The organism is Puniceibacterium antarcticum, assembly GCF_002760615.1.
Classification (GTDB): domain Bacteria; phylum Pseudomonadota; class Alphaproteobacteria; order Rhodobacterales; family Rhodobacteraceae; genus Puniceibacterium; species Puniceibacterium antarcticum.
This window is the reverse complement of sequence record NZ_AWWI01000060.1, coordinates 190148-212984: the sequence shown is the minus strand read 5'-3', so window position 1 is coordinate 212984 and position 22837 is coordinate 190148. Positions and strand designations below refer to the sequence as shown.

The following is a 22837-nucleotide window of genomic DNA, read 5'->3' as shown; positions in this document are numbered from 1 at the left end:
GCTTTTCGGTTTTCCCGCAATTCATCACAGGCGCGCGGCCTGACTTGCAACTGTTCCACATCTCTTTACCGTTCTTGGAAAAGGGCCGTCCGCCGGGCGCGGGCCTGCCTTTCCCAGATCAAGGAGACCTCTGATGACCGCAGCCGCAACCGGCAAGATCGCCACGGAAAACACGTTCCGCGCGAAAGTGCGCGCGAATTATACCGCGGACGAGGCGACGATGATCCAGGATCTGATGACCCGCATCACGCTGTCCGAACAGGACCGCGCCAAGGTTGCCGCCTCGGGCGCGCAATATGTGGACCGGGTGCGCAAGGAAACCTCGCCATCGATGATGGAGGCGTTTCTGGCCGAATACGGCCTGTCGACCGAAGAAGGCGTCGGCCTCATGTGTCTGGCCGAGGCGCTGCTGCGCGTGCCGGACGCCGAAACCATCGACGATCTGATCGAGGACAAGATTGCGCCGTCCAACTGGGGCGCGCATCTGGGCAATTCCTCGTCCTCGCTGGTCAATGCCTCGACCTGGGCGCTGATGCTGACCGGTCGTGTGCTGGACGATGACCCCCGCGCCCCCGCCCGCGTGCTGCGCGGTCTGGTGAAACGCATGGGCGAGCCGGTGGTGCGCAAAGCCGTAGGCCAGTCGATGAAGATTCTGGGCCGTCAGTTCGTGCTGGGTCAGACCATTGACGAAGGCATGAAGAACGCCCGCGAGCTTGAGAAAAAGGGATATACCTATTCCTACGACATGCTGGGCGAAGCGGCCCGCACCGACGACGACGCCGTGCGTTATCACGCCGCCTATGCCAAGGCGATTGCCGCGATTGCCAAGCAAGCCAAGGGCGATGTGCGATCCTCGCCGGGGATTTCGGTGAAGCTGTCGGCGCTGCACCCGCGCTATGAATACACCCACAAAGACACGGTGATGAAGGAACTGCTGCCCCGCGCGCTGGATCTGGTCAAGCAGGCCGCCAAGGCGGGCATCGGCTTTAACATCGACGCCGAAGAACAGGACCGTCTGGACCTGTCGCTCGATGTGATCGAGGCGATGCTGTCGGATGAGGCGCTCAAAGGCTGGGACGGTTTCGGCGTTGTGGTGCAGGCTTATGGCCGTCGCGCCGCCCCCGTGATCGAAACGCTCTATGACATGGCAGAACGTTATGATCGCAAGATTATGGTCCGTCTGGTCAAGGGCGCCTATTGGGACACCGAGATCAAGCTGGCGCAGGAAATGGGTGTCGAACGCTTTCCGGTCTACACCCGCAAGGTCAACACCGACACCTCCTATATGGCCTGTGCGCAGATGCTGATGGACCGGCGCGACCGGATCTATCCGCAGTTCGCGACGCACAACGCCCACACCTGCGCCGCCGTGATCGCCATGGCCGGCAATGACAAGGGTAGCTTTGAATTCCAGCGCCTGCACGGCATGGGCGAATCCCTGCATGGTATCGTCAAGGAAGCGGAAGGCACGCGCTGCCGCATCTATGCCCCCGTCGGCGCGCACCGCGATCTGCTGGCCTATCTCGTGCGGCGTCTGCTGGAAAACGGCGCGAATTCGTCTTTCGTGAACCAGATCGTGGATGATTCCATCCCGTCTGATCAGATCTCGACCGATCCGATGAATGAGGTGCAGGCCCTGAACGGTGCCATCGCCAACCCGACGATCTCCCTGCCCGGCGATCTGTTCATGCCCGAACGCCCGAACTCCAAAGGCTTCCGCATCAACGAACCCGCGTCGATCCTGCCGCTGCTGGCCGCACGCGAAAGCTTTGCCGACACGATCTGGACCGGTGGGCCGATGATTGTCGGCAACCCGGCGCCGCAAGGGCCCAAGCGCGATGTCTACTCGCCTGCGGACAGCAAGCGTGTTGTCGGCACGGTGCAGGATGCCACCCCCGAAGAGGTTTCGGCGGCGCTGGATGCTGCGCAGGGCGGATTTGAGGAATGGTCTGCCGTTTCCGTGGCAGACCGCGCGAATATCCTGCGCAAGGTGGCCGATCTTTACGAGGCGAACACCGCCGAACTGACCGCCATCACCACGCGCGAGGCCGGTAAGACCGTTCCAGACGGCATTGCCGAAGTGCGCGAGGCGGTCGATTTCCTGCGCTACTATGCGAATGAGGCTGAGCGGCTGGAGGATGAAGACCCCGGCAGGCCGCGCGGCGTCTTTGTCTGCATCAGCCCGTGGAACTTCCCGCTTGCGATCTTTACCGGTCAGGTTGCCGCCGCGCTGGCGGTGGGCAATGCCGTGCTCGCCAAACCGGCGGAACAGACGCCGATGATCGCCGCCCGCGCCGTGCAGATGATGCGCGAGGCAGGCCTGCCCGAGGCCGCGCTGCAACTGCTGCCCGGTGACGGCCCCACGGTGGGCGGCCCGCTGACCAGCGATCCGCGCATCGCGGGTGTGTGTTTCACCGGCTCGACCGAGGTGGCGCAGATCATCCACAAGGCCGTGGCGAACAATGCCGGGCCGGATGCGACGCTGATCGCGGAAACCGGCGGGTTGAACGCGATGATCGTCGATTCCACCGCGCTCACCGAACAGGCGGTGCGCGATATCCTGATCTCGTCCTTCCAGTCGGCGGGTCAGCGCTGTTCGGCCCTGCGCATGCTCTATGTGCAGGAAGAGGCGCATGACCGTCTGATCGAAATGCTCTACGGCGCGATGGAGGCGCTGGTGATCGGTGATCCGTGGGAGACCGATGTGGACGTCTCGCCAGTGATCGACGCCGAGGCGCAGCAGGGCATCATGGACTACGTCGCGGCGCACAAAAAGGCCGGTACGCTGATGAAAACCCTGCCCGCCCCAGACGGCGGCACCTATGTCACCCCGGCGGTGGTCAAGGTGAAGGGCATCGCGGATATGGAGCGCGAAATCTTTGGCCCCGTGCTGCATGTGGCCACCTTCAAGGCGCGCGATATCGACAAGGTGGTGGATGCGATCAACGACCGCGAATACGGGCTGACCTTTGGCCTGCACACCCGCATCGACGACCGCGTGCAGCAGATTGTCGAGCGTATCCATGTGGGCAACACCTATGTGAACCGCAACCAGATCGGCGCCATCGTCGGCAGCCAGCCATTTGGTGGCGAAGGTCTGTCCGGCACGGGTCCCAAGGCCGGTGGCCCGCTCTACCTCACCCGGTTCCGCCGCACCGGCAAGGTGGAACATCCCGCCGCCCCCGTCGGCCCCAATCCGGGCCGCGAGGCGATCGAGCTGGCGTTCAGCAAGATCGACGCGCGCAACTGGGCGGCACGGACGGACAAGGTGTCGGTCCTGCGCGCCGCGCTCAGCGGGCGCAGCGGGCTTGTGCGCCGGGCATTGGCGGAGACGGCAGCGTTTGACATGTCGCCCCAGACCCTTCCCGGGCCGACAGGCGAAAGCAACCGCCTGCGCATGTTCCCCAAGGGCATGGTGCTTTGCCTTGGCCCGACCGAGGAAATCGCGGTCGCCCAGGCCATTCAGGCGACGGGCGCGGGCTGTGGTGTGGTGATCGTGGTGCCGGGGGCATCGTCGTCGATGTCGGTGGCCCTGTCGGCGGCGGGTGCGCCGGTGACGGCGCTTGACGGCACGGTGGATCCCGAAACGCTTGAGACATTGCAAGGCTTTGCAGTGGTGGCCGCAGCGGGGGCGTCGGACTGGACCCGGTCGCTGCGCATCGCCCTGTCACGCCGCGACGGCCCGATCCTGCCGCTGGTGACCGAACTGGTCGCGCCAGAGCGCTATGTGATCGAACGCCACCTGTGCATCGACACCACGGCGGCGGGCGGCAATGCGAGCCTGCTGGCGACGTCTTCTTAAACTTCACGCCCGGCGCACTGCCGGACGGATACATGCACAGCCCGGCGTCAACGCGCCGGGCTTTTTCGTTTCTGCGACAGGGCTTTAGCCCAAGCGACCCCAGAATGACGCCTTGCGCTCGTGCTGACTGCGCAGGGTTTCCACATAGCGCAGATGGCTTTGGAACAGACCATAATCTGCGATCTCCCCATCCAGCGCTGCGCAGTCCATCAGATGATCCGCCGCATGGCCATAGCGGCTCGCCCGCCCCTTGCTCAGCGCAAAGTCGATCATCGCCCGCAGGCAGATCACCGCCGCCAGCGGATGCCGTTCGCGCAGGGCATCAGCCGCCGGGGTGAGGATTTCGTAGAAATCCCCGTTCAGCGCGTGCCCCCGTGCCACGACCAGCCGCGCCGCAGAAATTAGATCGTTCCAGTTGAGGAAAAACACCAGCGCCGCATGCACATTCGGGTGTTGCAGCACATGCGCCTTGGCGCGGTCCTCGGCCTCGATATCCTCAAAATCCGGCAGGAGCTTGAGGTAGTCCTTGAGAAACTCAGGATCAAGCGTGGCACAGAACCGGGCCCAGCGATGGTCCTGCGCCGCCCCGACCTGCCCCACGGCAATCAGGCACTCGATATAGACCGCATCCCATTCCGGCCCCGGCTGCCCGTCCACCGGCCCCAGCAGGTCCAGCGCCTCTGCCGCGCGCCCCTCGGCCAGCAGCCGCGCGGCGGCGTCGGCGGCGATGCGCGGATGGGTCAGATCCTGATCGGAATATTGCGCGATATAGGCATCGGTGTCGCCCTGCGCCTCGGCAATCTCTTGCCGGGTGGCGCGGATCAGGCCAGATTTCTGATCCGCCAGATAGTTGCCGCGCCCGCTGCTGCGCAGATCGCGCAGGAATTGCAGCGCGGCATGGGTTTCGGCATCGCCCTCAAGCGGTGCAGCCTCGTAGGCATCGACATGCAGGCCCAGCTGCGCCAGCCCGGCATCGCCAAGCGCGGGTGCCAGCAGGCTGATGATCCCGTCGAATTCACCGTACCCGTTGCCCCGCACCGCATCCCAGACCCGTTCGGCCAGCGCCACAGGGTCGAGACCCGCACGCGGCGCAATCGCTGCGAAATGGTCGCGGGCGGCGCGAAACACATCGCCCACCTCGCCCCGGCTGTCATCGACCCGTTCATAGAGCATGGGCGCGAGGGCGGTGAAATCCCACAACAGATCAAACCCCAGCGCGGCATCTGCGGGCGCGATGCGGTCGGTGATCATCTCGGCCTGTGTGGCCAGATCGCGCACCAGCGCGGGCCGTTTGCGCCAGCTGACGTGGCTGGTGGATTTGCGCAAACTGGCCAGACGCTTGCGCACGTCGCGGGCGAGTTCCTGCGGGCCAAGGTGATGGCTCAGCTCAAGCCGCAGGCGGCGCTTGATCTCGGCGCTGCCCTGACTGACCTCGATCAGCAGATCGGCCAGACGGTCAGCCCCGAGGGCGGTCAGATTGGCGGCATTCAGGGTTTTCTTGGACATGCGTTATGTTTGCCATCCCGCGCCGCGCAAGAAAAGCCCGTTCAGCCGCCGAAACCGCCGCGCGAGCCGCCCGCGCTTCCGAAACCGCCGCGCGACATAGCGGTGGCGCGGCTCATCGGGGGTTTGCCGACCGTCGGCGTCGGCTTGTTGAACATCGATGTTCCAAGCTTGGCCTTGCCCGCATTGCTGGAATAGGAGTTGCTGCGCGCCGCATCGGTATAGCCACCCGTACCATTGCGATAGAGCGGTTGTGCAGCCGCAAGGCCCCCGCGTCCGCCCAGCATGTTGCCGATCAGATAGCCTGCCAGCAGCGGCATAAAGATGCTACCGGAGCCGCCGTTGGACACCTGCTGTTCTTCTGTACCACAAGCGCCTTCGCCGTGCTGTTCTTCGCAAACCTGCAGGCTGTCATAGCGCGGCGCGGATTCCACATGCAGCATCTCGGCCTCGGCAAAGGCCTGATCGCATTCATCGACTGAAAAGAGGCCGCCTTTGGCCGAGGCTGCCTTGCAACTGGCAAGATCGGGAAAGGCCTGCGCATCGACCTGTTCCTCGCGGCAGCCCGCAAGCGCAAAGGCGGTGGCGCCAAGGATGCAGAGCGCGACGGATCTGGACCGTTTTCTGGTGGGATGGCTCACGGGGATTCTCCTGATCGGGTCAGTCTCGGATGAAATGGGGTTTGAAGCGCGACAGGTCCTGGGTGATGCGCGAGCGGTCTTCTCGGATGCCGATGCCAGCGCAGCTTTGCCCCACGACCCAGGCGCCGATGATCGGGCGAAACCCGTCAAAGTCCGGCAGCGGTGCATAGGCCTGCACCACACGCGGATGGTTGCCATAGCTGTCGTCGTCAGAGGAAAGCGTGACCTTCCCGTTTTCGACGATGCGGATTGACGCACCTTCGCGCGAAAACAATGGCTTGGTCACATGGCCTTTGATCAGTTGCGCGCGGGCCCGCCCGAACGCCGCGGCCACATCGGGGGCGGCAGGGCCACGCCCGGCCAAGGCGTCAGTCACATCTGCTTCGAAAAAGGCCGGCAGCAGGTTGGGATGGCCTTCGAACATCTGCCACAGGACGGGCAGCAGTCCCTTGTTGGACAGCACCGCCTTCCAAGCGGGTTCCAGCAGAAGGCAGTTGGAACCGGCGATATACCGGGCATAGTCGTCGCGCAGCAGATCCTCCCACGGATAGAGCTTGAACAGGATGGCGATCACACGGTCCTGTTCATCCAGAAACTGGCCATCCTTGCTGATCGCGATCTTGGACAGTTCGGTGAAATGAGCCCCCAGACCGGCCTCGCGGGCGGCCCAGCCCATCGCCTCGACCGTAGCGTAATCCTCGGCACTGTTGGTATGGGCGGCGAAATGCAGATCCGTGTCGGGCGCAAAGAGCGATCTGAACCGGTCTACCAGCGCCTCGTGCACGCCGTTGAACTGGTCATCGCCGGGGCGCAGCACACCGGCAGCAATCTGCCCTTCAAGCCAGATCCATTGAAACGAGGCGGTTTCATAAAGAGAGGTCGGCGTATCGGCGTTGTATTCCAGGAGCTTGGCCGGGCCGGTGCCGTCATAGGCCAGATCGAAACGGCCATAGATTTCCGGCTGGTTCTGCAGCCAGCTATCGGCGACCAGATCGTGAAAGTCCCTTGGAATGCCGAGCTTGGTCAGCAATTGCTCGCTCTGCACAATTTTGGCCGTGGCTTCGCGGCAGAGGCCATGCAGCTCTGTTGCCGGATCTTCGATATCTTTTTCGATCTGGCGCAGGGTGAACTGATAGGCGGATGTTTCGTCCCAATAGGGTTCGCCATGCATGTCGGCAAAGCTGAAACCAACCTCTTGGGCCAGCGCCCGCCAGTCCGCCCGTTCCGGCAGCGTGATTTTCTGCATGTCCCGCCCTTCCCCCCAAAGCCTGCACCCCCGTATGCGAATATATCAGCGGAGACCAGAACCAGAAGGGTGCGGCACAACGGCAGAGAGAGCTGTGGGCGTTCTTGCGATCGACCCGGGGCCGCGATCGGGATGCGATAGCTGAGTGACTGGGACGGTATACAGATTAGCGTTTTGGCAGGCCCAGTTTCGTAATTTTCAGTGCAAATTCGACCAAGAGGCATAACTGGAAGGATCCAGTTTCCCGTAAAGATAGGATGCTTCAGTCATCGCACAAACTGCCGTGTCAGCACCTTCGCCTGACAGCGAAATCTTGCCGGTTCTTGACCTCTGACGGGATAGACCGGCGCGGCCAAAGCTGGCGCGCCGGTCTGCGGATCTTACCTCAGATCACATCGCGGGCAGGACTGTGATGTCGCGGATCTGGCCATCAATGCCTTCGATCATGCCGACACCCGTGGCGGCGCCACTGTCCAGATCGACAGAATAGAGCATGTTGCCGTTCACCAGCCAGGCCATGTTTTCCATCTCGGCCGTCGTCTGCACGTCAAAGGCATAGGTGTCCGCCGGACTGTCGATGCCCAGCTTGCCGATCGCACCAAGGGTGCCGTCATTGGGCGAAACCTGCTGGATCACGGCGACGATGGTCGAATCGATGTCGAACATCTTGGTCGTTTCGGGCTTGCCGTAGCTGTTGATATAGGCGGCGGCGACAATTGCGGGCGCCTCGCCCACATGCATGTCACCTTCTTGCCAGTCGAGGCTGCCGTCCACGGTCACAGCACCGGTGTCAACGTCCACCCGGTGGTTGGTGGTGCCGGTCATGAAGCGCAGCTTGTCCGCTGCCGGGTTGAAATCGACGATCACCGGCATGTCATTGACCTCAAGCGCCGTGTCCATCATCGACATCTCGGTCGCGGCACCGGTTGCGGTGTCGATGCTGACGATGCCCATCTCGGCAGTCACGCCCACAAGCGTGCCGTTGGAGGGACGCAAGTCGATGCCCAGCAGGCTGTCGACGCCGGACACCTCCATCATGCCCGAGACTTCGAGCGTTTCGGTGTCAAACATCACCAGCGTCTTGTCACCGACCAGGCCGACAGCCGGGGCGGCAACAGCCGCAGACAGGGACAGACCAAGGGCGGTGGTGGCATAAACAGCAGTACGAAGCATGAGAATATCCTTTGTTTGGGTCCAGTTGGGCACGGCACCTTTCGCCGTCCATGTCCCGAAGACACGGGGGATGCGCAAACGGATGCAGGTTTTCGAAAAAAAATTGCATCCGCTTGTCCTCGCCTCGTGTCTTCGCTTTTGAATGGAGCGCAAATGATGCATCAGAGGATCCAAACGACGGGCAGCGGCATGCCCTCTGGCCTCGGGGCGCCGTGGTGGCCCGAGACAGGGGCACGTCCACGCAGGGAGGTGCCGGGCATGAGCGATGACGACACGGGACAAGACCGCGCCGCGCGGCTGCGACAGGCGCTGGCGGATTGTGCGGCGGGACAGGAAGATGGCCTTGCCGTGATCCTTGATATTGAGGGCGGTCAGCTGTTGGGGGTGGCACAGCGTATTCTTGGCCGGGCGGATCTGGCCGAAGAGGCGCTGCAGGATGCGATGGTGCAGGTCTGGCGCAAGGCGGCAAACCACCGCCAGAGTGACGGATCGGCGCGCGGCTGGATCTATGCCATCCTGCGCAACCGCTGCCTGAACATCCTGCGCGATGGCCGCAGGCTGAGCATTCTGGCCCCCGCCGATCTGGCGCTGGTGCAGGAGGCCCGCCAGCAGATCGTGCCGGCGGAAAACTGGGAAATCCTTTCCGGGCCGGGCAAGCTGCGCCACTGTCTGAGCGGGCTCGACGGACAAAGCCGTCAGTTCATCCTGTTGGCCTATGTGGCCGGGTTCAGCCATGGCGAAATCGCGGCGCGGCAGGATGTGCCTTTGGGGACCGCAAAGTCGCTGATCCGCAGAGGGCTGAGTGCCCTGAAGGAGTGTCTGTCATGACCGATCTTTCGACAGAGATGCGCGACCTTGCATCTGACTACGTGCTTGGCCTGATGCCAGAGGGCGAAGCGCGGATTTTCGAGGAGGTCATCGAACGTGACGGCGATCTTGCCCGGTATGTGGGCGGCTTGCGGGACCAGTTGCTGCCGCTGGATCTGTCCGCGCCGCACAGCGCCTTGCCAGAAGAGTTTCTGGTGCGGGTGCAGGCGCAGATTGCGGCGGAACCGATGCGCGCCGCGCCGCTGAGCGATGCCATGCCGCGCGCCGCCAATCTGTCCCGTGCGCCATCACGATCCTGGATTGGACTGATTGCGGCGTCGCTTGTTGGCATTGCCGTCGGCTTTGGCGCGGGCTGGATGCGACCGCTGCCCGAACCGATGGTTGTTGCCGTGCTGCTGGACGCAGAGGGTGTGCCGCAGGCCGTGATCGAGGATTATGGCAATGACACCGCAACCGTGCGTTTCGTCGCGGATATCGACGTGCCCTCGGACCGGTCGCTGCAGGTCTGGACCCTGCCCACGGCCGAAATGGGGGCGACATCGCTTGGGGTGCTTGAGAGAACGGCCCCGACCCGGCTGAGCTTTGACGATCTGCCCGGGCCGATGGCGCAGCAGCTCTATGAGGTCACGCTGGAACCTGCCGGCGGATCGCCCACCGGTCGCCCCACCGGCCCGATCATCGGCAAGGGGTTTGCAGCGCAGCAGCTGTAATTGCCCCCGGTCCTGCCGCGTCAGGCGACGCGGGCAGTGTTCTCAGCCATGCGTCGCGCTTCTAGCAACAGGGCGCGGATGATCGGGGAATGCGGTTCGGCCTTGGGGGCGACGATGCCCACGGCATGCCCCGGCTGCCCGCCTTTCAACGGCACGGTGACAAGGCCATTACCCGCCGTGAGGAAGCCGGCAACATCTTTGGGCAGGATGGTGGCGCAGCCGCTTTGCGCCGCCTTCGAGGCAAGCACCACCAGAGAATTCGATTCAACCGCGCAATCGGGCACCACGCCTGCCTCGCGGAAATTGCGATTCATGATGCGGCGGTTTTGCATATCCCCGGTCAGAAGCGCGAGCTTCTGCGCCCCGAGGTCGGACCATGCCACAACCTTTCTTCCCGCAAGCGGAGAATCCTGTGCGCAGACCAGAACATAGCTTTCGCGATAGAGATCCTGCGTCGTTGCCTGCCCAAGCGGTTCATTGTCGAGATAGGACAGCCCGGCATCCACTTCGAGATTGTCGAGCATGCGCAGAATTTCCGACGATGTGCGCGACAGCACGATGGCGTTCACCTGCGGATGCCGGTCGGTGAAGCGGGTGACCAGATTGGCGGCACAGATCAGGGCTGTGGGAATGACCGCAATGCGCAGCTGTCCGGTCAGCCCGTCACGGGTAAAGCGCATCTCTTCACGCAAGGTACGGGTTTCGCCGACAATCTTGCGCGCCCGTTCCAGCGCCAGCTTGCCCTCGGCGGTCAGGCCACCATAGCGCGATCCGCGACTGATCAGCCGCACGCCAAGCTGTCCCTCAAGCTGTTTGATCCCCGAGGACAGGGTAGGCTGGCTGATACCAAGCGTTTCTGCGGCACGACCAAAATGCCCCTCGGTTGCGACCGCGATGAACATCTCCAACTTGTCGATCATTGCCGCTCTCTCCTCCACAAAGAGCTTGGGATATAGCTGCAATCCATCAAGATTAAACGAAGAAAATGCAGATCTATCGCGATCGAAGGGTCCGTGGGGCGAATGTGGGTGCCGCCGTTCCTGCCGAAAGCCCCCGCTGTGTTTCGCAGCGTGTTGCGGAACATCTTGACGCATGGTCACCCGATGTGGCCAACTGGTTCAAGTATTACCAAACGTTCGAAATTAAGCCTTTTAAATGATTTCTTCCCGGGGGAGCGATGACATCTCAATCACCAGTGGGTGGCGCAAGATTCACGCGCCGCAAGTTCCTCAAGGCGACAGGTGGCGCGGTGGCCTGTACCGTGATGAGCATACCGGGCCTTGGAAGGGCAGCGCGCCCCGGGGCGGCAGATATCGGCACCAATGCCTCGTCTGTTCCCGGGGTTGCCAGTCAGCGCATCGACGGGATGGCAAAGGTGATGGGAGAGAAGGTCTATGCCCGGGATTTCAACGCCCGCGACATGCCGGGCTGGCCGCAGCAGCAATGGCACGCGATGTATCTGCGCGCCCTGACCACCGAGCAGGCCTTTGAGGGCCTTGACCTCGGCACCCTTGCGCCGCAGGCAAGGCCCACGCGTGTTGTGCTGGGCAATGAGCTGAGCGGGACGCTGCGTGCGCCAAAACTCTTGTTCAACCGCGACCTCATGCTGCAAGAACGCATCGCGCAGGAACGTGCAAGGGCACCACGCGCAAAGAGCGAGGGCAGCGTCGGCAGCTTTGATCTGCCTTCGGACATGACATTTGATCTGATAGTGCTGCCCGGAAATGTGCCGAACTATCTGGGTCAGGCAGTGGCGTTGCTGCTGTTTGACAACCTTGCCGGTTTTCGTGCGGCAAAGTTGGCGATCGAGTTCAACGACGCGGCCTACCAGGTTTACGGCTCAGGCAAGGAGGACGGCCCGCCGCTGGGCAGTGCGTTTTCACCCCAGACCACCTATGTGAAATACGGCGATGATTTCAGCTATGCCAAGGCCGATCCGGACACCTATATGGATCAAGTCCCGGCCTATCAGGACAAGATCCGCACGACGCTGGCCAGCGACCCCGCTCTGATCCGGCAGCCGTTTCAGACCGATATGCAGGCCATGGATCCGATGTTCATGGAACCAGAGGCTGGGCTGGTCTGGATCGAGACGGACACGGGCACGATGAATATCGTGCTGGGCACACAATCGCCCGATGGCGACATCAGCAACATCCTGTCGATGTATGACAGTGCCGACGCGCCGATCCATCTGAAGGCGGTCAACCTGACAAGCTGTTACCCCGGTGGCGGATTCGGGGGGCGTGATGGTTCGCCCTTCTCGCTCATGCTCGCGCTGGCGGGCACCTATTCCAACGGCAGTCCGGTGCGGCTGGCCTATGATCGATTCGAACAGTTCCGTGTCGGGCTGAAACGCCACGGCGCCAAGCTGTCGGGGGAATTGGCGGCGGACAGCAACATGAAGCTGCAGGCAGTACAGATGACCCTGACCTTTGACGGCGGCGGCGAACGCAACCTCAGCCCCTATGTCGCCTCTCTGGGGGCGCTCTGTGCGGGGGGATCTTATGCGATCCCGATGGCCGATATCTATGCAGAGGCTCTGCACACCGAGAACGTGACCGGCGGCTCTCAGCGGGGGTTTGGCGGGCCGCAGGCGTTTTTTGCATTTGAAACCGCGCTGGATGATCTGGCGGCGGCACGGGGCTGGGATCCGGCGGAGCTGCGGGCCGCCAATCTGTTAGAAGAAGGCGGCACCACCGTGGTCGGCGGTCCGGTCGAACAATCCCTGCGCCTTGGCGAGATGCTGAAATTTGCCCAGAGACAGCCGCTTTGGAATGACCGGGATGCGATCAGGCAGGACTATGCCGCCCGCGGCCTGATCTACGGCACCGGGATCGCCATATCGCTGCAGGCCTATGGCACCTCGGGGGATGGGATGGTCGCATCTGTTCTGCTGGAACGCGACGGCAGCCTGACCGTGCAATCGGATGCGGTCGACATGGGCAACGGATCGGCCACCACGCTGGGGGTGACAATCGGCCCGATCCTTGGCGCCAATGCGGCGCGGGTGGACATGGGCTGTTACACGCTGTTCGATCAGACCGGGCTGACCACACAGGACCCGGATGGGGTGCGCTGGGCCAATCCCAACTGGACGGCGAAATCCGTCGGATCCTCTTCGGCCTGTCTGACAGGGCTGCATCAGGTGCATACCGTACAACAGACCGCCAATGCACTGTTTCAGGGTTCGATTCTGGCAGCTGCAGCGCAGATCTGGGGCGTTGCATCCCTGCCCCCCTCTGACGTGGTCTGGCGCGACGGCACGCTGGGACGGAGATCCGTCGGCGGAGGAGAACTGAGCCTGCAGACACTGGCCGATGAGATCTATGCCAGCGGCCTGCCCAATGGGGCCCTGGGGCATGCCTATTTTCAGAACAGCTGGGCCGCGGCAGATTTTCCAACCCCCGGCGGCCTGTTGCCGCTGCAACTGGACGGTCTGTCGTTTTATCAGCCCTCTGGCGGCAATCCGGTGCAGGTCCCGCGACAGGGCACGGTCGGGCCGGACAAAGCCAGCAGCCGTTACGCGCGCTATGTCTGGGCACCCTGCATCAATGTGGTTGGCCTGACGGTCAACACCAGTACCGGCGCCGTGCAGATCGAGAATGTTCTGAGCGTTCTGAACGCGGGCCATATCCACGTGCCACAGCTTGTCTCCGGGCAGAGTCAGGGCGGCGTCGCCATGGCGATCAGCTACACCTTGCTTGAGGACATGCCCACCGGCATGGCAGGCCCGGCGGACGGTATGTGGAACCTCAACCGCTATCACGTCGCCCGCGCTCAGGATGTGCCCGTGCTGGATGGCTATGAACCCGGCCAGCGCGGTCAGCAGCTTTTCACCCTTGAGCCGTCACAGGGCAGCGCACCGGTCGGGCGCGGCATTGCAGAGGCGGTGATGTGTTCGATTCCCCCTGCGATTTCGAACGCACTGCGCGACGCCACCGGCAAACGCTTTACCTCTTTGCCGATCACGCCTGCGAAAATCCTGGAGGGCCTTGGCCAATGACGCTGTCTTTCACGGTCAACGGTGCGGCGTTTCAGCTGGACGACAGCCGGTCGGATGAACGGCTGATCGATTTCCTGCACGAGGATCTGAACCTGACGGGGACAAAGTTCTGCTGCGGGATCGGCGTCTGCCGGGCCTGCACCGTACAGGTGTCCAAGCCACCAAATCCGACACCCTCACCAGTGATCAGCTGTTCAACCACACTGGGCACGCTGGATGGCAGCGACATCTCGACCATCGAATCCGTGGCGAACGATGGCGTGCCCGATGCAGTGCAAAAGGCCTTTCTGGACAATTTCTCGTTCCAGTGCGGCTATTGTACGCCCGGGTTTGTCATGGCGGCGCGGATGTTTCTGGACGGCTTGCGCGCACAGCCGATCCCGCAGGATCAGATCGACAGCGCGATGATGGAGGCGATTGGCAGCCATATCTGCCGCTGCACCGGCTATGTGCGCTATTTCGAAGCGTTGAAGCCGCTGGCCATTGCAGCCAATGCCGGAGACTGGAAATGACCGTGAGCTTTCCGCTGCGTTGCGCCTTTGCGCTCTTTCTGCTGGCCGCGCCCGCTGGCGCGCAGACTTCGTCCGAGGTGTATGGTGCGGCCTGCACCGAGGAGATTGGCGCGATCCCGGTCTTTGACTGTGCTGCGGGTGTGGCTGTGCCCGTCACCGTCGATGGCATTGTCGTAACCGACCACGCCCCTGAACGCTGCGACCATCCGGCCCTGCTGAGCAATGGTGCCCAGTCTGATGGCCAATGTGTGCCGCATTCCCGCATCCTGAACCTGTCGACGCAAACCGCGCAGGTGTCAGTCATGTGCCGCCAGAAGGTCTATCGCGACGCGAGCAGCACCGCCTATGACGAGATTGACGTAATTGCCCACAACCCCGCGACCGGCGCGACCTGCTGGTTTCAGGCCAAGGCGGATGCCGGCGCTGCGATCAGTGGCGTGCACGTGCCATCTCCCACAGCAGCGACAGATGACCAGTTCTGGGAAACGCCGGAGCGTGTGGCAAGTGATGGCTGTGGCACCTGCCACGACAACGATCCCTTCATGTATTCGCCCTTTGTCGGGCAGGTCTGGTCCAATGTGCCGGTCAACCCCTTTGGCCCCTATGCCCATGTCGAACCCGGCATGGGATTTGCGGCCTGGCCGACCACGGTGATGGACATGCGCGACAACACCTGCACGGGATGCCATCGGATCGGATCGGGTCAGGTGGGAGGCTTGGACGGCCCATGGGGCGGGGAAAAGCCCGGCTCGTGCGGTCAATTGGCGGACTTCATGACCGGTCGGCAGATCCCCGAGGGTGCTGACAGTCGCGCCGCAACCTATCCCGGCAGCCATGCCATGCCGCCCGCCTTTGGGGGCAGCGAAGCGGCCTGGAACGTGATCTATGCGCAATCCATGAGCCAGGTTCAGTCATGCTGCAGCGATCCGGAGCAGGCGATCTGTGGCCTCACGCCGATCCGATCCTATCTGGACGCGCTCGAAGTTAAATGACGGTTTTGTTTTGGTCGGCTTGTGCTGGCCCACATGCTGGCCCACAACATTTCAGGCGGGTGAGCATCTGCGCCAGAAACCCGCCACGCACTGAAACGCAGTTGGGCAGGTGTGGCGGCCCGTTTGGTTGCGCTGTCAAGCTCGCTCAGCCCGGAGTGGCAAAGACATAGCGCACGGCATGGCGGTAAACCTCGCCTGGGCGCAGCACCGCAGATGGGAAAGCCGGTCTATTGACAGCATCCGGCCAGGCCTGTGTTTCCAGCGCGATACCGGCAAAGGCACCGTGCTGACGCCCCCCCAGCCCCGTCATGTGCGGCTGGCGGGCGCTGTCATAGATCTGCAGCCCTGGCTGGTTGGTGACGACCTCCAGCGACAAGTGGTTTGGCGCCTCCAGCCGGGCCACACGACGCAGGTCACCCTCTGCCCCGTTCAGACAGAAATTGTGGTCCAGCCCAGCAGTGCCGATGGGTCGGGCGGTGCGAAAATCGAAGCGTGACCCTGTCACCGTCGCAGGCGCATCCAGCGTTGGGATCATCAGATCATTCACCGGCAGATAGCGATCTGCATCGATCCAGAGCGTCTGATCTGCCACCGACCCGCCGTCCTCAAGCGCGAAATAGCTGTGCTGCGCAAAGCTGCAGACCGTGGGTTTGTCGGTCACTGCGGTGATATCCAGCGCAAGTGTTCCTTCCCCCGGCAAAGAATATGTTGCGGTGACAAGCAGATTGCCCGGAAACCCCATATGCCCGTCTGCCAGATCCAGCGTCAGCGTGGCAGAGGTGTCGCTCACCGACTGCAGCTCCCAGAGTTGGGATGATGCCCCCTCTGTGCCGCCATGCAGTGTCTGCTGATCCCTCTCATTCGCGTCAGTCTTGTAGCTTTTGCCATCCAAAGCGAACGCCGCGTCGGCGATGCGGTTGGCAAAGCGGCCGACAATCGCGCCGTAGTAGCTCATCTCGCCCAGATAGGGGTCCAGCGTATCAGCGCCAATGACCAGCGGATGGGCGACCGCGTCCAGCCGCAGATCCTGGACCCGTGCGCCATGTGTCAGTAGGGCCATTTGCAACCCGCCGCCGCGCAGCACGATACGCGTCACCTCGCGCCCGTCCGGCAAGTATCCGAATCCAGTGATATCTGCTGATGCGTTCATATGCGTGCCCCTCTTTGGCGGGTTGATAGATGCACCAGCCCCTTTTGCAACAGGATAAAGGACAGCAGAAGCACGCCAATGACGATCTTGGTCCACCAGCTGGACAGCGTGCCGTCAAAGACAATGTAGGTCTGGATCAGCCCCATAGTCAAAACGCCGATCAGGGTGCCAAACATGTAGCCCGCCCCGCCTGCCAGCAGCGTGCCACCGATCACGACGGCGGCAATGGCCGTCAGTTCCGTCCCGACAGCCGCCAGCGGATACCCCGATCCCGTATAGATCGAAAACACGATCCCGGCGAGGCCGGACATGAAGCCGGAAAAGGCATAGATCTGCACTGTGGTGCGCCGCACCTTGACCCCCATCAGCCGCGCTGTGGCTGTTCCGCCCCCAAGCGCAAAGACCGAAGCCCCGAAGCGGGTGCGGTGTGCAACGATCATGCCCGCAAGCACGGTCAGCAGCATCAGCACACCGATAAAGGTCAGGCGCCCCTTGCCCGGCATCAGGTAATAGGACTTTTGAAGGAAGCTGTAGAAGTCGTGGTTGATCGGAACGGAATCGATGGTCAGCATGTAGGCAACACCGCGCGCCAGAAACATGCCCGCCAGCGTCACGATAAAAGGCGGCATGGCGAGGATGTCGATCAGCCCGCCCATCGCGGCGCCAAACAGCGTGGTCACGACGAGCAAGAGCGCGAAGATCACAAGTGGATGCAGTCCGGTGTCGCGCAGCATCACGGCGATGAAGACGCCGGAAAAGGCGATGACCGATCCGACCGACAGGTCGATGCCACCCGACAGAATGACCAACGTCATGCCGACGGCGGTGATGCCGAGGTAGGCGTTGTCGGTCAACAGGTTGCCCGCGACCCGGCTCGAAAAGATTGTCGGATACTGCGCCGAACAGATGGCATAGGCCACAAGGAAGATGGCAATCGTCGCCAGCAGCGGAAAGGTGCGCGGGTTCATCTATGCTCCCCCAGTAGGGTATCGTTTTGGAACGTTGCAGAATGTTTGCAAGTCATCGGGCTGATATCCGTAGGTGTCATCGCTCAAACCTCCTGCTCGCGCGCGGCGCGGCGGCGGGCGATCTGCATGCGGATCAGCGCCCATTCGCTGGCCAGATGCGGCGACTGGATCATCAGGATCGCCAGCACCAGAACGGCCTTGATCACCAGATTGTATTCCGATGGGAACCCCGCCAGCAGGATGCCGGTGTCGATGGTCTGAATGATCATCGCCCCCAACACAGAGGCTGCGATGGAAAACCGCCCGCCCAGCAGAGAATTGCCCCCGATCACCACGGCGAGGATGGCGTCAAGCTCCAGCCACAGACCCGCATTGTTGGCATCCGCCCCGCGAATATCCGCCGTCGCAATGATCCCCGCCAGCGCCGCACAAAGGCCCGAGGCCATGTAGACCACAATGATCAGCCCGCGCGCATTGACCCCGGCCAAAGCAGAGGCGCGTTTGTTGACCCCGACCGCTTCGACCAGCAGACCAAGGGCGGTGCGGCGCATCAGCAGGGCCACCAGAACCCCCGTCAGCACCCAAAGGAGCGCGGGCACCGGAATGCCCAAGATGCTGCCGGATCCCAGAAAGCCAAAGCCGGTGTCACTATAGGTGAGGATCCGCCCTTCGGTAATCAGCTGCGCGATACCGCGCCCGGCGGTCATCAGGATCAGCGTGGCGACAATCGGCTGAATGCCTAACACCGCCACAAGGCAGCCATTCCACAGCCCCGCGATCATCCCAGCCCCAACAGCCAGGATCAGCGCGACGGGCACGCCCCAGCCGCTGACAAGCGCCGAGGCCGCAACCGCGCCCGTGATCGCCATGACGGTGCCGACCGACAGGTCAATTCCGCCGGTGGCCACAACCAGCGTCATTCCGACTGCCAGAATGGCCACAGGCGCGCCGCGTTTGAGTATGTCGATCACCGGGCCGACAAGCCGCCCGTCGGACATGTCGATTTGCAGAAAACTGGGGAAGAACCAGCTGACAAGGGCCGCGAGCACAACAAGTGTCATCAGCTGCGGCGCCACACGGCGCAGGGAACGGATCATCGGGCGACCTCTTGTGCTGGTGCATGATCTTCGGCGGCAATGGCCTGCATGATGGTGTCCGAGGTCACGGCGCTGCCGGTCAGCTCGCTCACATGGCGGCGGTCGCGCACCACGATGATGCGGTCCGCCGCGACCACCAGCTCGTCCAGCTCGGATGAGATGATCAGGACCGCCATGCCGTCTTCGGTCAGCCGGTCGATCAGTTTCAGAATTTCGGCATGTGCACCGACGTCAATGCCACGTGTGGGTTCGTCGAGGATCAGGAAACGCGGATTCATCGCAAGCCAGCGGGCCAGAACAACCTTTTGCTGGTTACCGCCCGACAGATCGCCGATGGCTTTTTCCGCGTCCGAGGTTCGGATATCCAGACGTTTGATATAGTCTGCCGCCAGCCTGTCCTGTTCGGCCCGAGGCAGCGGGCGTGCCCAGCCGCGCTGCGCCTGCAGCGCCAGAATGATGTTCTCTCGAATCGAGAGCTCCGCGACAATGCCGTCGGTCTTGCGATCCTCCGGGGCAAACCCAAAGCCTGCGGCGATGGCAGATTGCGGCGTTTCAATGGATATCGGACCGCTCTGATCGCGAGCCTCGCCCGTCTGGGCGCGGCGCAGGCCAAACAGCAACTCAGCGCTTTCGGTGCGTCCTGACCCCAGCAAGCCGGCAAAGCCGATCACCTCGCCCTCGTGCACGGTCAGATCAAAGGGTTCTATAACCCCGGCCCGACCGATCCCGGTGAAATGCAGCATCGCAGGACGCTCTACAATGGGTGCGTGGCCCGTGTGCCCCTGCTCTTCGACCGCCTCTAGATCGCGGCCCAGCATATGATGGATAAGCTGCAGCCGGTCGAGGCCCGCCGTCTGTTCCGTCACCACATGCTGGCCATTGCGCAGCACGGTCAGACGGTCGGTCAACTCGAACACCTGATCGAGGAAATGCGACACGAACACGATGCCCAGACCCCGGTCGCGCAGGTTGCGGACCACGTCGAACAGCATCCGCACTTCGGCGGCATCAAGGCTGGCTGTGGGCTCATCCAGGATCAGCACCTTGCCCGACACGGCCACGGCGCGGGCGATGGCGATGATCTGCTGGATCGCGACGGAATAGCTCGACAGATCGCGGCCCACGTCGATGTCGAGGCCGTAGCCCTGCAACATCTCAAGCGCTGCCAGCTTTTGCGCACGGCTGTTGATCAGCCCAAAACGGCGCGGCTCGCGCCCAAAGGTCAGGTTCTGCGCCACGGTCAGATTGGGCAGCAGGTTCACCTCTTGATAGACCGTTCCAATACCCAGTTCTTGCGCCTCGGAAGTTGAGGTCGGCGAAATGAGACGCCCATCAAGGTGCATCTCGCCTTCGTCGCGGCGATAGGCACCGGTCAGGCATTTGATCAGCGTGGATTTTCCCGCGCCGTTTTCACCCAACAGGGCGTGCACCTCGCCTGCAGAAAGGTCAAAGTTGACGCCATCCAGCGCCTTGGTGCCGGGAAATGTCTTGGTCAGGGATTGAATTGTCAGAAGCATGTCATGGCCTGTCTGCCTGCACCCCGCAGGGTCAGGCTCATGCTGGAACGCAAAGAAGACCCGGGGTGCAGAATTTGCACCCCGGAAGATTGACGGCTGTCAACGTATCAGTAGCCGAGATCCTTGCGGGCCTCATACTGACCTGCCGGATCATCCTGCATGGTATAAAGCGCCGAGTCGGTCTGGATGAATTTCGGCGGCATGGTGCCGTCTTTCCAGTAAGCGGCCAGCGCGTCAAAGGCGGGACCGGCCATATTCGGCGTCAGCTCGACGGTGGCATTGGCCTCGCCTTCGGACATCGCCTTGAAGATATCCGGCACGCCGTCGATTGAAACGACAAGGATATCCTTGCCCGGAAGCAGGCCCGCTTCTTTGATGGCCTGAATGGCACCTACGGCCATGTCGTCGTTGTGGGCGTAAAGCGCGCAGATGTTCTCGCCGCCATTCTCCGCCTGCAGGAAGCTCTCCATCACTTCCTTGCCAACCGAACGGGTAAAGTCGCCGGTCTGGCTGCGCACGATTTCGATGTTGTCATGGCCTGCGATGCCTTTCTCGAACCCGGTCTTGCGGTCGATTGCGGGCGAAGAGCCTGTGGTGCCTTGGAGTTCAACCACACGGCAGTCCTTGTCACCGACGGTATCGACCAGCCATTTGCCGGCCACTTCGCCCTCGTGTACCAGGTCCGAACCCACGGCAGTCAGGTACATGTCATCCGAGCTGTCGACCTTGCGGTCCAGAAGGACAACGGGGATTTCGGCCTCTTTGGCTTCTGCCAGGATGCTGTCCCAGCCGGTGGCGACAACCGGAGCGATCAGGATCGCATCGACACCCTGCGCGATAAAGTTGCGCATCGCCGCGATCTGGTTTTCCTGCTTCTGCTGCGCATCCGAGAATTTAAGGTCAATGCCACGTTCCTCGGCCTGCTGTTTTGTCAGAGTGGTTTCCGCAGCGCGCCAGCCGGATTCAGACCCGATCTGCGAAAAGCCGACAGTCTGTGCCTGTGCTGCGGCGGCAAGGCCCAGCGTGGCAACGGTGGTCATCATAAGTGTCTTGAAAGTCATGGTAATCCTCCCAGATTTCGGCAGCGTTGTGCTGCCCCAGATAGTCCTCTCTTGCGGCCCGCATCTGCGGACCGCCTCCTCTCTCGTGTCGGTTGTCTGCGCTCCTTTACTCCTCCGTCAGATCCCCCGGCAGCAGCGCCTCGGGCATGTTCTGGTAACAGACCGGCCGCAGAAAGCGGCGGATCGCCAGAGTGCCGACGCTGGTTGCGCCAAAATTTGTCGAGGCCGGGAACGGCCCGCCATGCACCATGGAATCAGCCACTTCGACCCCGGTCGGAAAGCCGTTGACCAGCAGGCGGCCTGCCTTGCGCTCAAGCACCGGCATCAGCGGGCGCAGGGCATCTGTGTCGCCCGCGTCCATCTGCAGTGTGACGGTCAGCTGACCGTCGAGCTTGCGCACGATCTGCATCCGTTCTGCGTCATCCTTGGCAAAGATCAGGATACCTGCGGGGCCGAACACCTCATGCGCAAGCTCCGGATGCGCCAGCCAGTCAGCCCCAGAGACGCGGAAGATCGCCGGATTGGCACAACGCGGTTTAGCCTCAGTGCTGGCGGTCAGCTGTGTCGCGACACTTTTGGTCAGGGTGTCGACGCCCGAGTGAAAGGCGCTCGCCGTGCCTGCGGTCAGCATGACCTGCGCGCCGGTGTCGGCAAGTGCTGCGGTGGCAGTCTCGGCAAAGGCATCTGCCTCGGCTCCAGCTGTCAGGATCACAATGCCCGGATTGGTGCAGAACTGCCCCGCGCCCATGGTCAGTGACCCGGCCCAGCCCTTGGCAATCTCTGCGCCGCGCGCCTTCAGCGCCGCATCCATCACGAAAACCGGGTTGATCGCCCCAAGTTCACCAAAGAACGGGATCGGCTCGTCCCGGCCCATGGCGATGTCGAACAGCGCCTTGCCGCCGCGATAGCTTCCTGTGAAACCGACCGCGCGGGTCAGCGGATGTTTGACCAGCGCTTCGCCTGCAGCGTTGGAATTCGACTGCACAAAGCCAAAGGTGCCCTTGGGTATGCCGGTCTTTTCAATGGCAGCGGCGATGGCCTGCGCCACAATCTCGCCCGTGCCGGGGTGCCCCGGATGGCCCTTGTAGACAACAGGACACCCAGCGGCGAGCGCCGATGCCGTGTCGCCACCAGCGGTCGAAAACGCGAGTGGGAAGTTCGAGGCGCCAAAGACACCAACCGGGCCGATGGGACGCTGGATCATCCGCAGATCCGGGCGCGGCAACGGCGCGCGGTCGGGCAGCGCCACATCGTGGCGGCGATCCAGATAGTCACCTTTGCGGATGTGGTCGGCAAACATGCGCAGCTGGCCACAGGTGCGACCGCGCTCGCCATTCAGACGCGCCTCGGGCAGGCCGGTTTCGGCTGAGCCCATCGCCGTCAGATCCGCGCCGCGCGCCTCAATTTCATCAGCAATCGCTTCCAGAAAAGTCGCACGGACCTCGCGCGTGGTATAGCCATAGGTCTCAAACGCGTTTTCGGCGGCCTGCATTGCAGCATCCACCTGTTCTGCCCCTGCGGACAGGACACTCAGCGGTGTTCCAGTGGCGGGATCGGATTGGAAGGTTTCGCCACCTTCGACCCAGGTTCCTGCAATCAAATGGCGTCCGGTGAGATCAGTCATAAGTAAG

17 protein-coding genes are annotated in these 22837 nt (G+C 62.6%); 6 read left to right on the top strand and 11 right to left on the bottom strand.

The window, feature by feature from the left end; genetic code table 11:
- The first annotated feature begins 133 nt into the window (after window positions 1–133).
- On the top strand, window positions 134–3802 hold the full coding sequence (gene putA, locus P775_RS08710) for a bifunctional proline dehydrogenase/L-glutamate gamma-semialdehyde dehydrogenase PutA (protein WP_099910616.1): 3669 nt from the start codon (window positions 134–136) through the stop codon (window positions 3800–3802).
- 84 nt (window positions 3803–3886) lie between these two features.
- On the opposite strand, the gene P775_RS08705 is transcribed toward putA, so the two are convergent.
- The 4 genes from P775_RS08705 to P775_RS08690 all read right to left on the bottom strand — a co-directional run bounded on the left by P775_RS08705 (window position 3887) and on the right by P775_RS08690 (window position 8365).
- Window positions 3887–5308 carry a DUF6880 family protein gene (locus tag P775_RS08705; RefSeq protein ID WP_099910615.1) on the bottom strand — a complete coding sequence of 474 codons (1422 nt, stop codon included), beginning with the start codon at window positions 5306–5308 and terminating at the stop codon, window positions 3887–3889.
- Window positions 5309–5349: 41 nt separating this feature from the next.
- Window positions 5350–5946 (bottom strand): DUF1190 domain-containing protein, encoded by a 597-nt coding sequence (locus P775_RS08700; RefSeq protein ID WP_099910614.1) that lies wholly within the window; start codon window positions 5944–5946, stop codon window positions 5350–5352.
- Window positions 5947–5965: 19 nt separating this feature from the next.
- A complete protein-coding gene (locus P775_RS08695; RefSeq protein ID WP_099910613.1) occupies window positions 5966–7192 on the bottom strand; it encodes a glutathionylspermidine synthase family protein in 1227 nt (408 codons plus the stop codon).
- Between the two features lie 390 nt (window positions 7193–7582).
- Window positions 7583–8365, bottom strand: coding sequence for a DUF4394 domain-containing protein (locus P775_RS08690; RefSeq protein ID WP_099910612.1), 783 nt, complete (start codon window positions 8363–8365; stop codon window positions 7583–7585).
- A gap of 258 nt (window positions 8366–8623) precedes the next feature.
- Between P775_RS08690 and P775_RS08685 the strand changes: the two genes are divergently transcribed.
- Both P775_RS08685 and P775_RS08680 read left to right on the top strand, forming a co-directional pair.
- Window positions 8624–9193 carry a sigma-70 family RNA polymerase sigma factor gene (locus P775_RS08685; RefSeq protein ID WP_180287380.1) on the top strand — a complete coding sequence of 190 codons (570 nt, stop codon included), beginning with the start codon at window positions 8624–8626 and terminating at the stop codon, window positions 9191–9193.
- Complete coding sequence (locus P775_RS08680) at window positions 9190–9903, top strand: anti-sigma factor (protein WP_099910611.1); 714 nt, start codon at window positions 9190–9192, stop codon at window positions 9901–9903. Before P775_RS08685 ends, P775_RS08680 begins: the two co-directional genes overlap by 4 nt.
- A gap of 20 nt (window positions 9904–9923) precedes the next feature.
- Here P775_RS08680 and P775_RS08675 read toward each other — a convergent pair whose 3' ends face one another.
- Window positions 9924–10823 (bottom strand): LysR family transcriptional regulator, encoded by a 900-nt coding sequence (locus P775_RS08675; protein WP_099910610.1) that lies wholly within the window; start codon window positions 10821–10823, stop codon window positions 9924–9926.
- Window positions 10824–11080: 257 nt separating this feature from the next.
- On the opposite strand from P775_RS08675, the gene P775_RS08670 reads away from it, so the two are divergent.
- The 3 genes from P775_RS08670 to P775_RS08660 are packed head-to-tail and all read left to right on the top strand — an operon-like array spanning window position 11081 to window position 15413.
- Window positions 11081–13909, top strand: a complete 2829-nt coding sequence (locus tag P775_RS08670) for a xanthine dehydrogenase family protein molybdopterin-binding subunit (protein ID WP_099910609.1) — start codon at window positions 11081–11083, stop codon at window positions 13907–13909.
- Window positions 13906–14421: a (2Fe-2S)-binding protein gene (locus tag P775_RS08665; protein WP_099910608.1), complete on the top strand. Its 516-nt coding sequence runs from the start codon at window positions 13906–13908 to the stop codon at window positions 14419–14421. Before P775_RS08670 ends, P775_RS08665 begins: the two co-directional genes overlap by 4 nt.
- Window positions 14418–15413 carry a hypothetical protein gene (locus P775_RS08660; protein ID WP_099910607.1) on the top strand — a complete coding sequence of 332 codons (996 nt, stop codon included), beginning with the start codon at window positions 14418–14420 and terminating at the stop codon, window positions 15411–15413. Before P775_RS08665 ends, P775_RS08660 begins: the two co-directional genes overlap by 4 nt.
- A 145-nt stretch (window positions 15414–15558) precedes the next feature.
- Here P775_RS08660 and P775_RS08655 read toward each other — a convergent pair whose 3' ends face one another.
- From P775_RS08655 to P775_RS08630, 6 genes are all read right to left on the bottom strand, one after another.
- Window positions 15559–16563, bottom strand: a complete 1005-nt coding sequence (locus P775_RS08655) for an aldose epimerase family protein (protein WP_099910606.1) — start codon at window positions 16561–16563, stop codon at window positions 15559–15561.
- Entirely contained in the window at window positions 16560–17531 is a 972-nt protein-coding gene (yjfF, locus tag P775_RS08650; RefSeq protein WP_099910605.1) for a galactofuranose ABC transporter, permease protein YjfF, read from the bottom strand. The genes P775_RS08655 and yjfF overlap by 4 nt, the downstream gene beginning before the upstream one ends.
- 83 nt (window positions 17532–17614) lie before the next feature.
- The gene (locus P775_RS08645) at window positions 17615–18628 is read right to left on the bottom strand and encodes an ABC transporter permease (RefSeq protein ID WP_099910604.1); all 1014 of its coding nucleotides are present in this window, start codon (window positions 18626–18628) and stop codon (window positions 17615–17617) included.
- Window positions 18625–20145 carry a sugar ABC transporter ATP-binding protein gene (locus P775_RS08640; RefSeq protein WP_099910603.1) on the bottom strand — a complete coding sequence of 507 codons (1521 nt, stop codon included), beginning with the start codon at window positions 20143–20145 and terminating at the stop codon, window positions 18625–18627. The genes P775_RS08645 and P775_RS08640 overlap by 4 nt, the downstream gene beginning before the upstream one ends.
- A 107-nt stretch (window positions 20146–20252) precedes the next feature.
- Window positions 20253–21206: a galactofuranose ABC transporter, galactofuranose-binding protein YtfQ gene (ytfQ, locus tag P775_RS08635; RefSeq protein ID WP_099910602.1), complete on the bottom strand. Its 954-nt coding sequence runs from the start codon at window positions 21204–21206 to the stop codon at window positions 20253–20255.
- A 106-nt stretch (window positions 21207–21312) separates the two neighbouring features.
- Window positions 21313–22830, bottom strand: coding sequence for an aldehyde dehydrogenase (NADP(+)) (locus P775_RS08630; protein WP_099910601.1), 1518 nt, complete (start codon window positions 22828–22830; stop codon window positions 21313–21315).
- Between the last annotated feature and the right edge of the window lie 7 nt (window positions 22831–22837).

Excerpts from the sequence above, each read along its gene's own strand:
- putA (WP_099910616.1), top strand. The coding sequence starts at position 134 with ATGACCGCAGCCGCAACCGGCAAGATCGCCACGGAAAACACGTTCCGC.
- P775_RS08705 (WP_099910615.1), bottom strand. The coding sequence starts at position 5,308 with ATGTCCAAGAAAACCCTGAATGCCGCCAATCTGACCGCCCTCGGGGCT.
- P775_RS08695 (WP_099910613.1), bottom strand. The coding sequence starts at position 7,192 with ATGCAGAAAATCACGCTGCCGGAACGGGCGGACTGGCGGGCGCTGGCC.
- P775_RS08690 (WP_099910612.1), bottom strand. The coding sequence starts at position 8,365 with ATGCTTCGTACTGCTGTTTATGCCACCACCGCCCTTGGTCTGTCCCTG.
- P775_RS08685 (WP_180287380.1), top strand. The coding sequence starts at position 8,624 with ATGAGCGATGACGACACGGGACAAGACCGCGCCGCGCGGCTGCGACAG.
- P775_RS08680 (WP_099910611.1), top strand. The coding sequence starts at position 9,190 with ATGACCGATCTTTCGACAGAGATGCGCGACCTTGCATCTGACTACGTG.
- P775_RS08675 (WP_099910610.1), bottom strand. The coding sequence starts at position 10,823 with ATGATCGACAAGTTGGAGATGTTCATCGCGGTCGCAACCGAGGGGCAT.
- P775_RS08670 (WP_099910609.1), top strand. The coding sequence starts at position 11,081 with ATGACATCTCAATCACCAGTGGGTGGCGCAAGATTCACGCGCCGCAAG.
- P775_RS08665 (WP_099910608.1), top strand. The coding sequence starts at position 13,906 with ATGACGCTGTCTTTCACGGTCAACGGTGCGGCGTTTCAGCTGGACGAC.
- P775_RS08660 (WP_099910607.1), top strand. The coding sequence starts at position 14,418 with ATGACCGTGAGCTTTCCGCTGCGTTGCGCCTTTGCGCTCTTTCTGCTG.
- P775_RS08655 (WP_099910606.1), bottom strand. The coding sequence starts at position 16,563 with ATGAACGCATCAGCAGATATCACTGGATTCGGATACTTGCCGGACGGG.
- yjfF (WP_099910605.1), bottom strand. The coding sequence starts at position 17,531 with ATGAACCCGCGCACCTTTCCGCTGCTGGCGACGATTGCCATCTTCCTT.
- P775_RS08645 (WP_099910604.1), bottom strand. The coding sequence starts at position 18,628 with ATGATCCGTTCCCTGCGCCGTGTGGCGCCGCAGCTGATGACACTTGTT.
- P775_RS08640 (WP_099910603.1), bottom strand. The coding sequence starts at position 20,145 with ATGCTTCTGACAATTCAATCCCTGACCAAGACATTTCCCGGCACCAAG.
- ytfQ (WP_099910602.1), bottom strand. The coding sequence starts at position 21,206 with ATGACTTTCAAGACACTTATGATGACCACCGTTGCCACGCTGGGCCTT.
- P775_RS08630 (WP_099910601.1), bottom strand. The coding sequence starts at position 22,830 with ATGACTGATCTCACCGGACGCCATTTGATTGCAGGAACCTGGGTCGAA.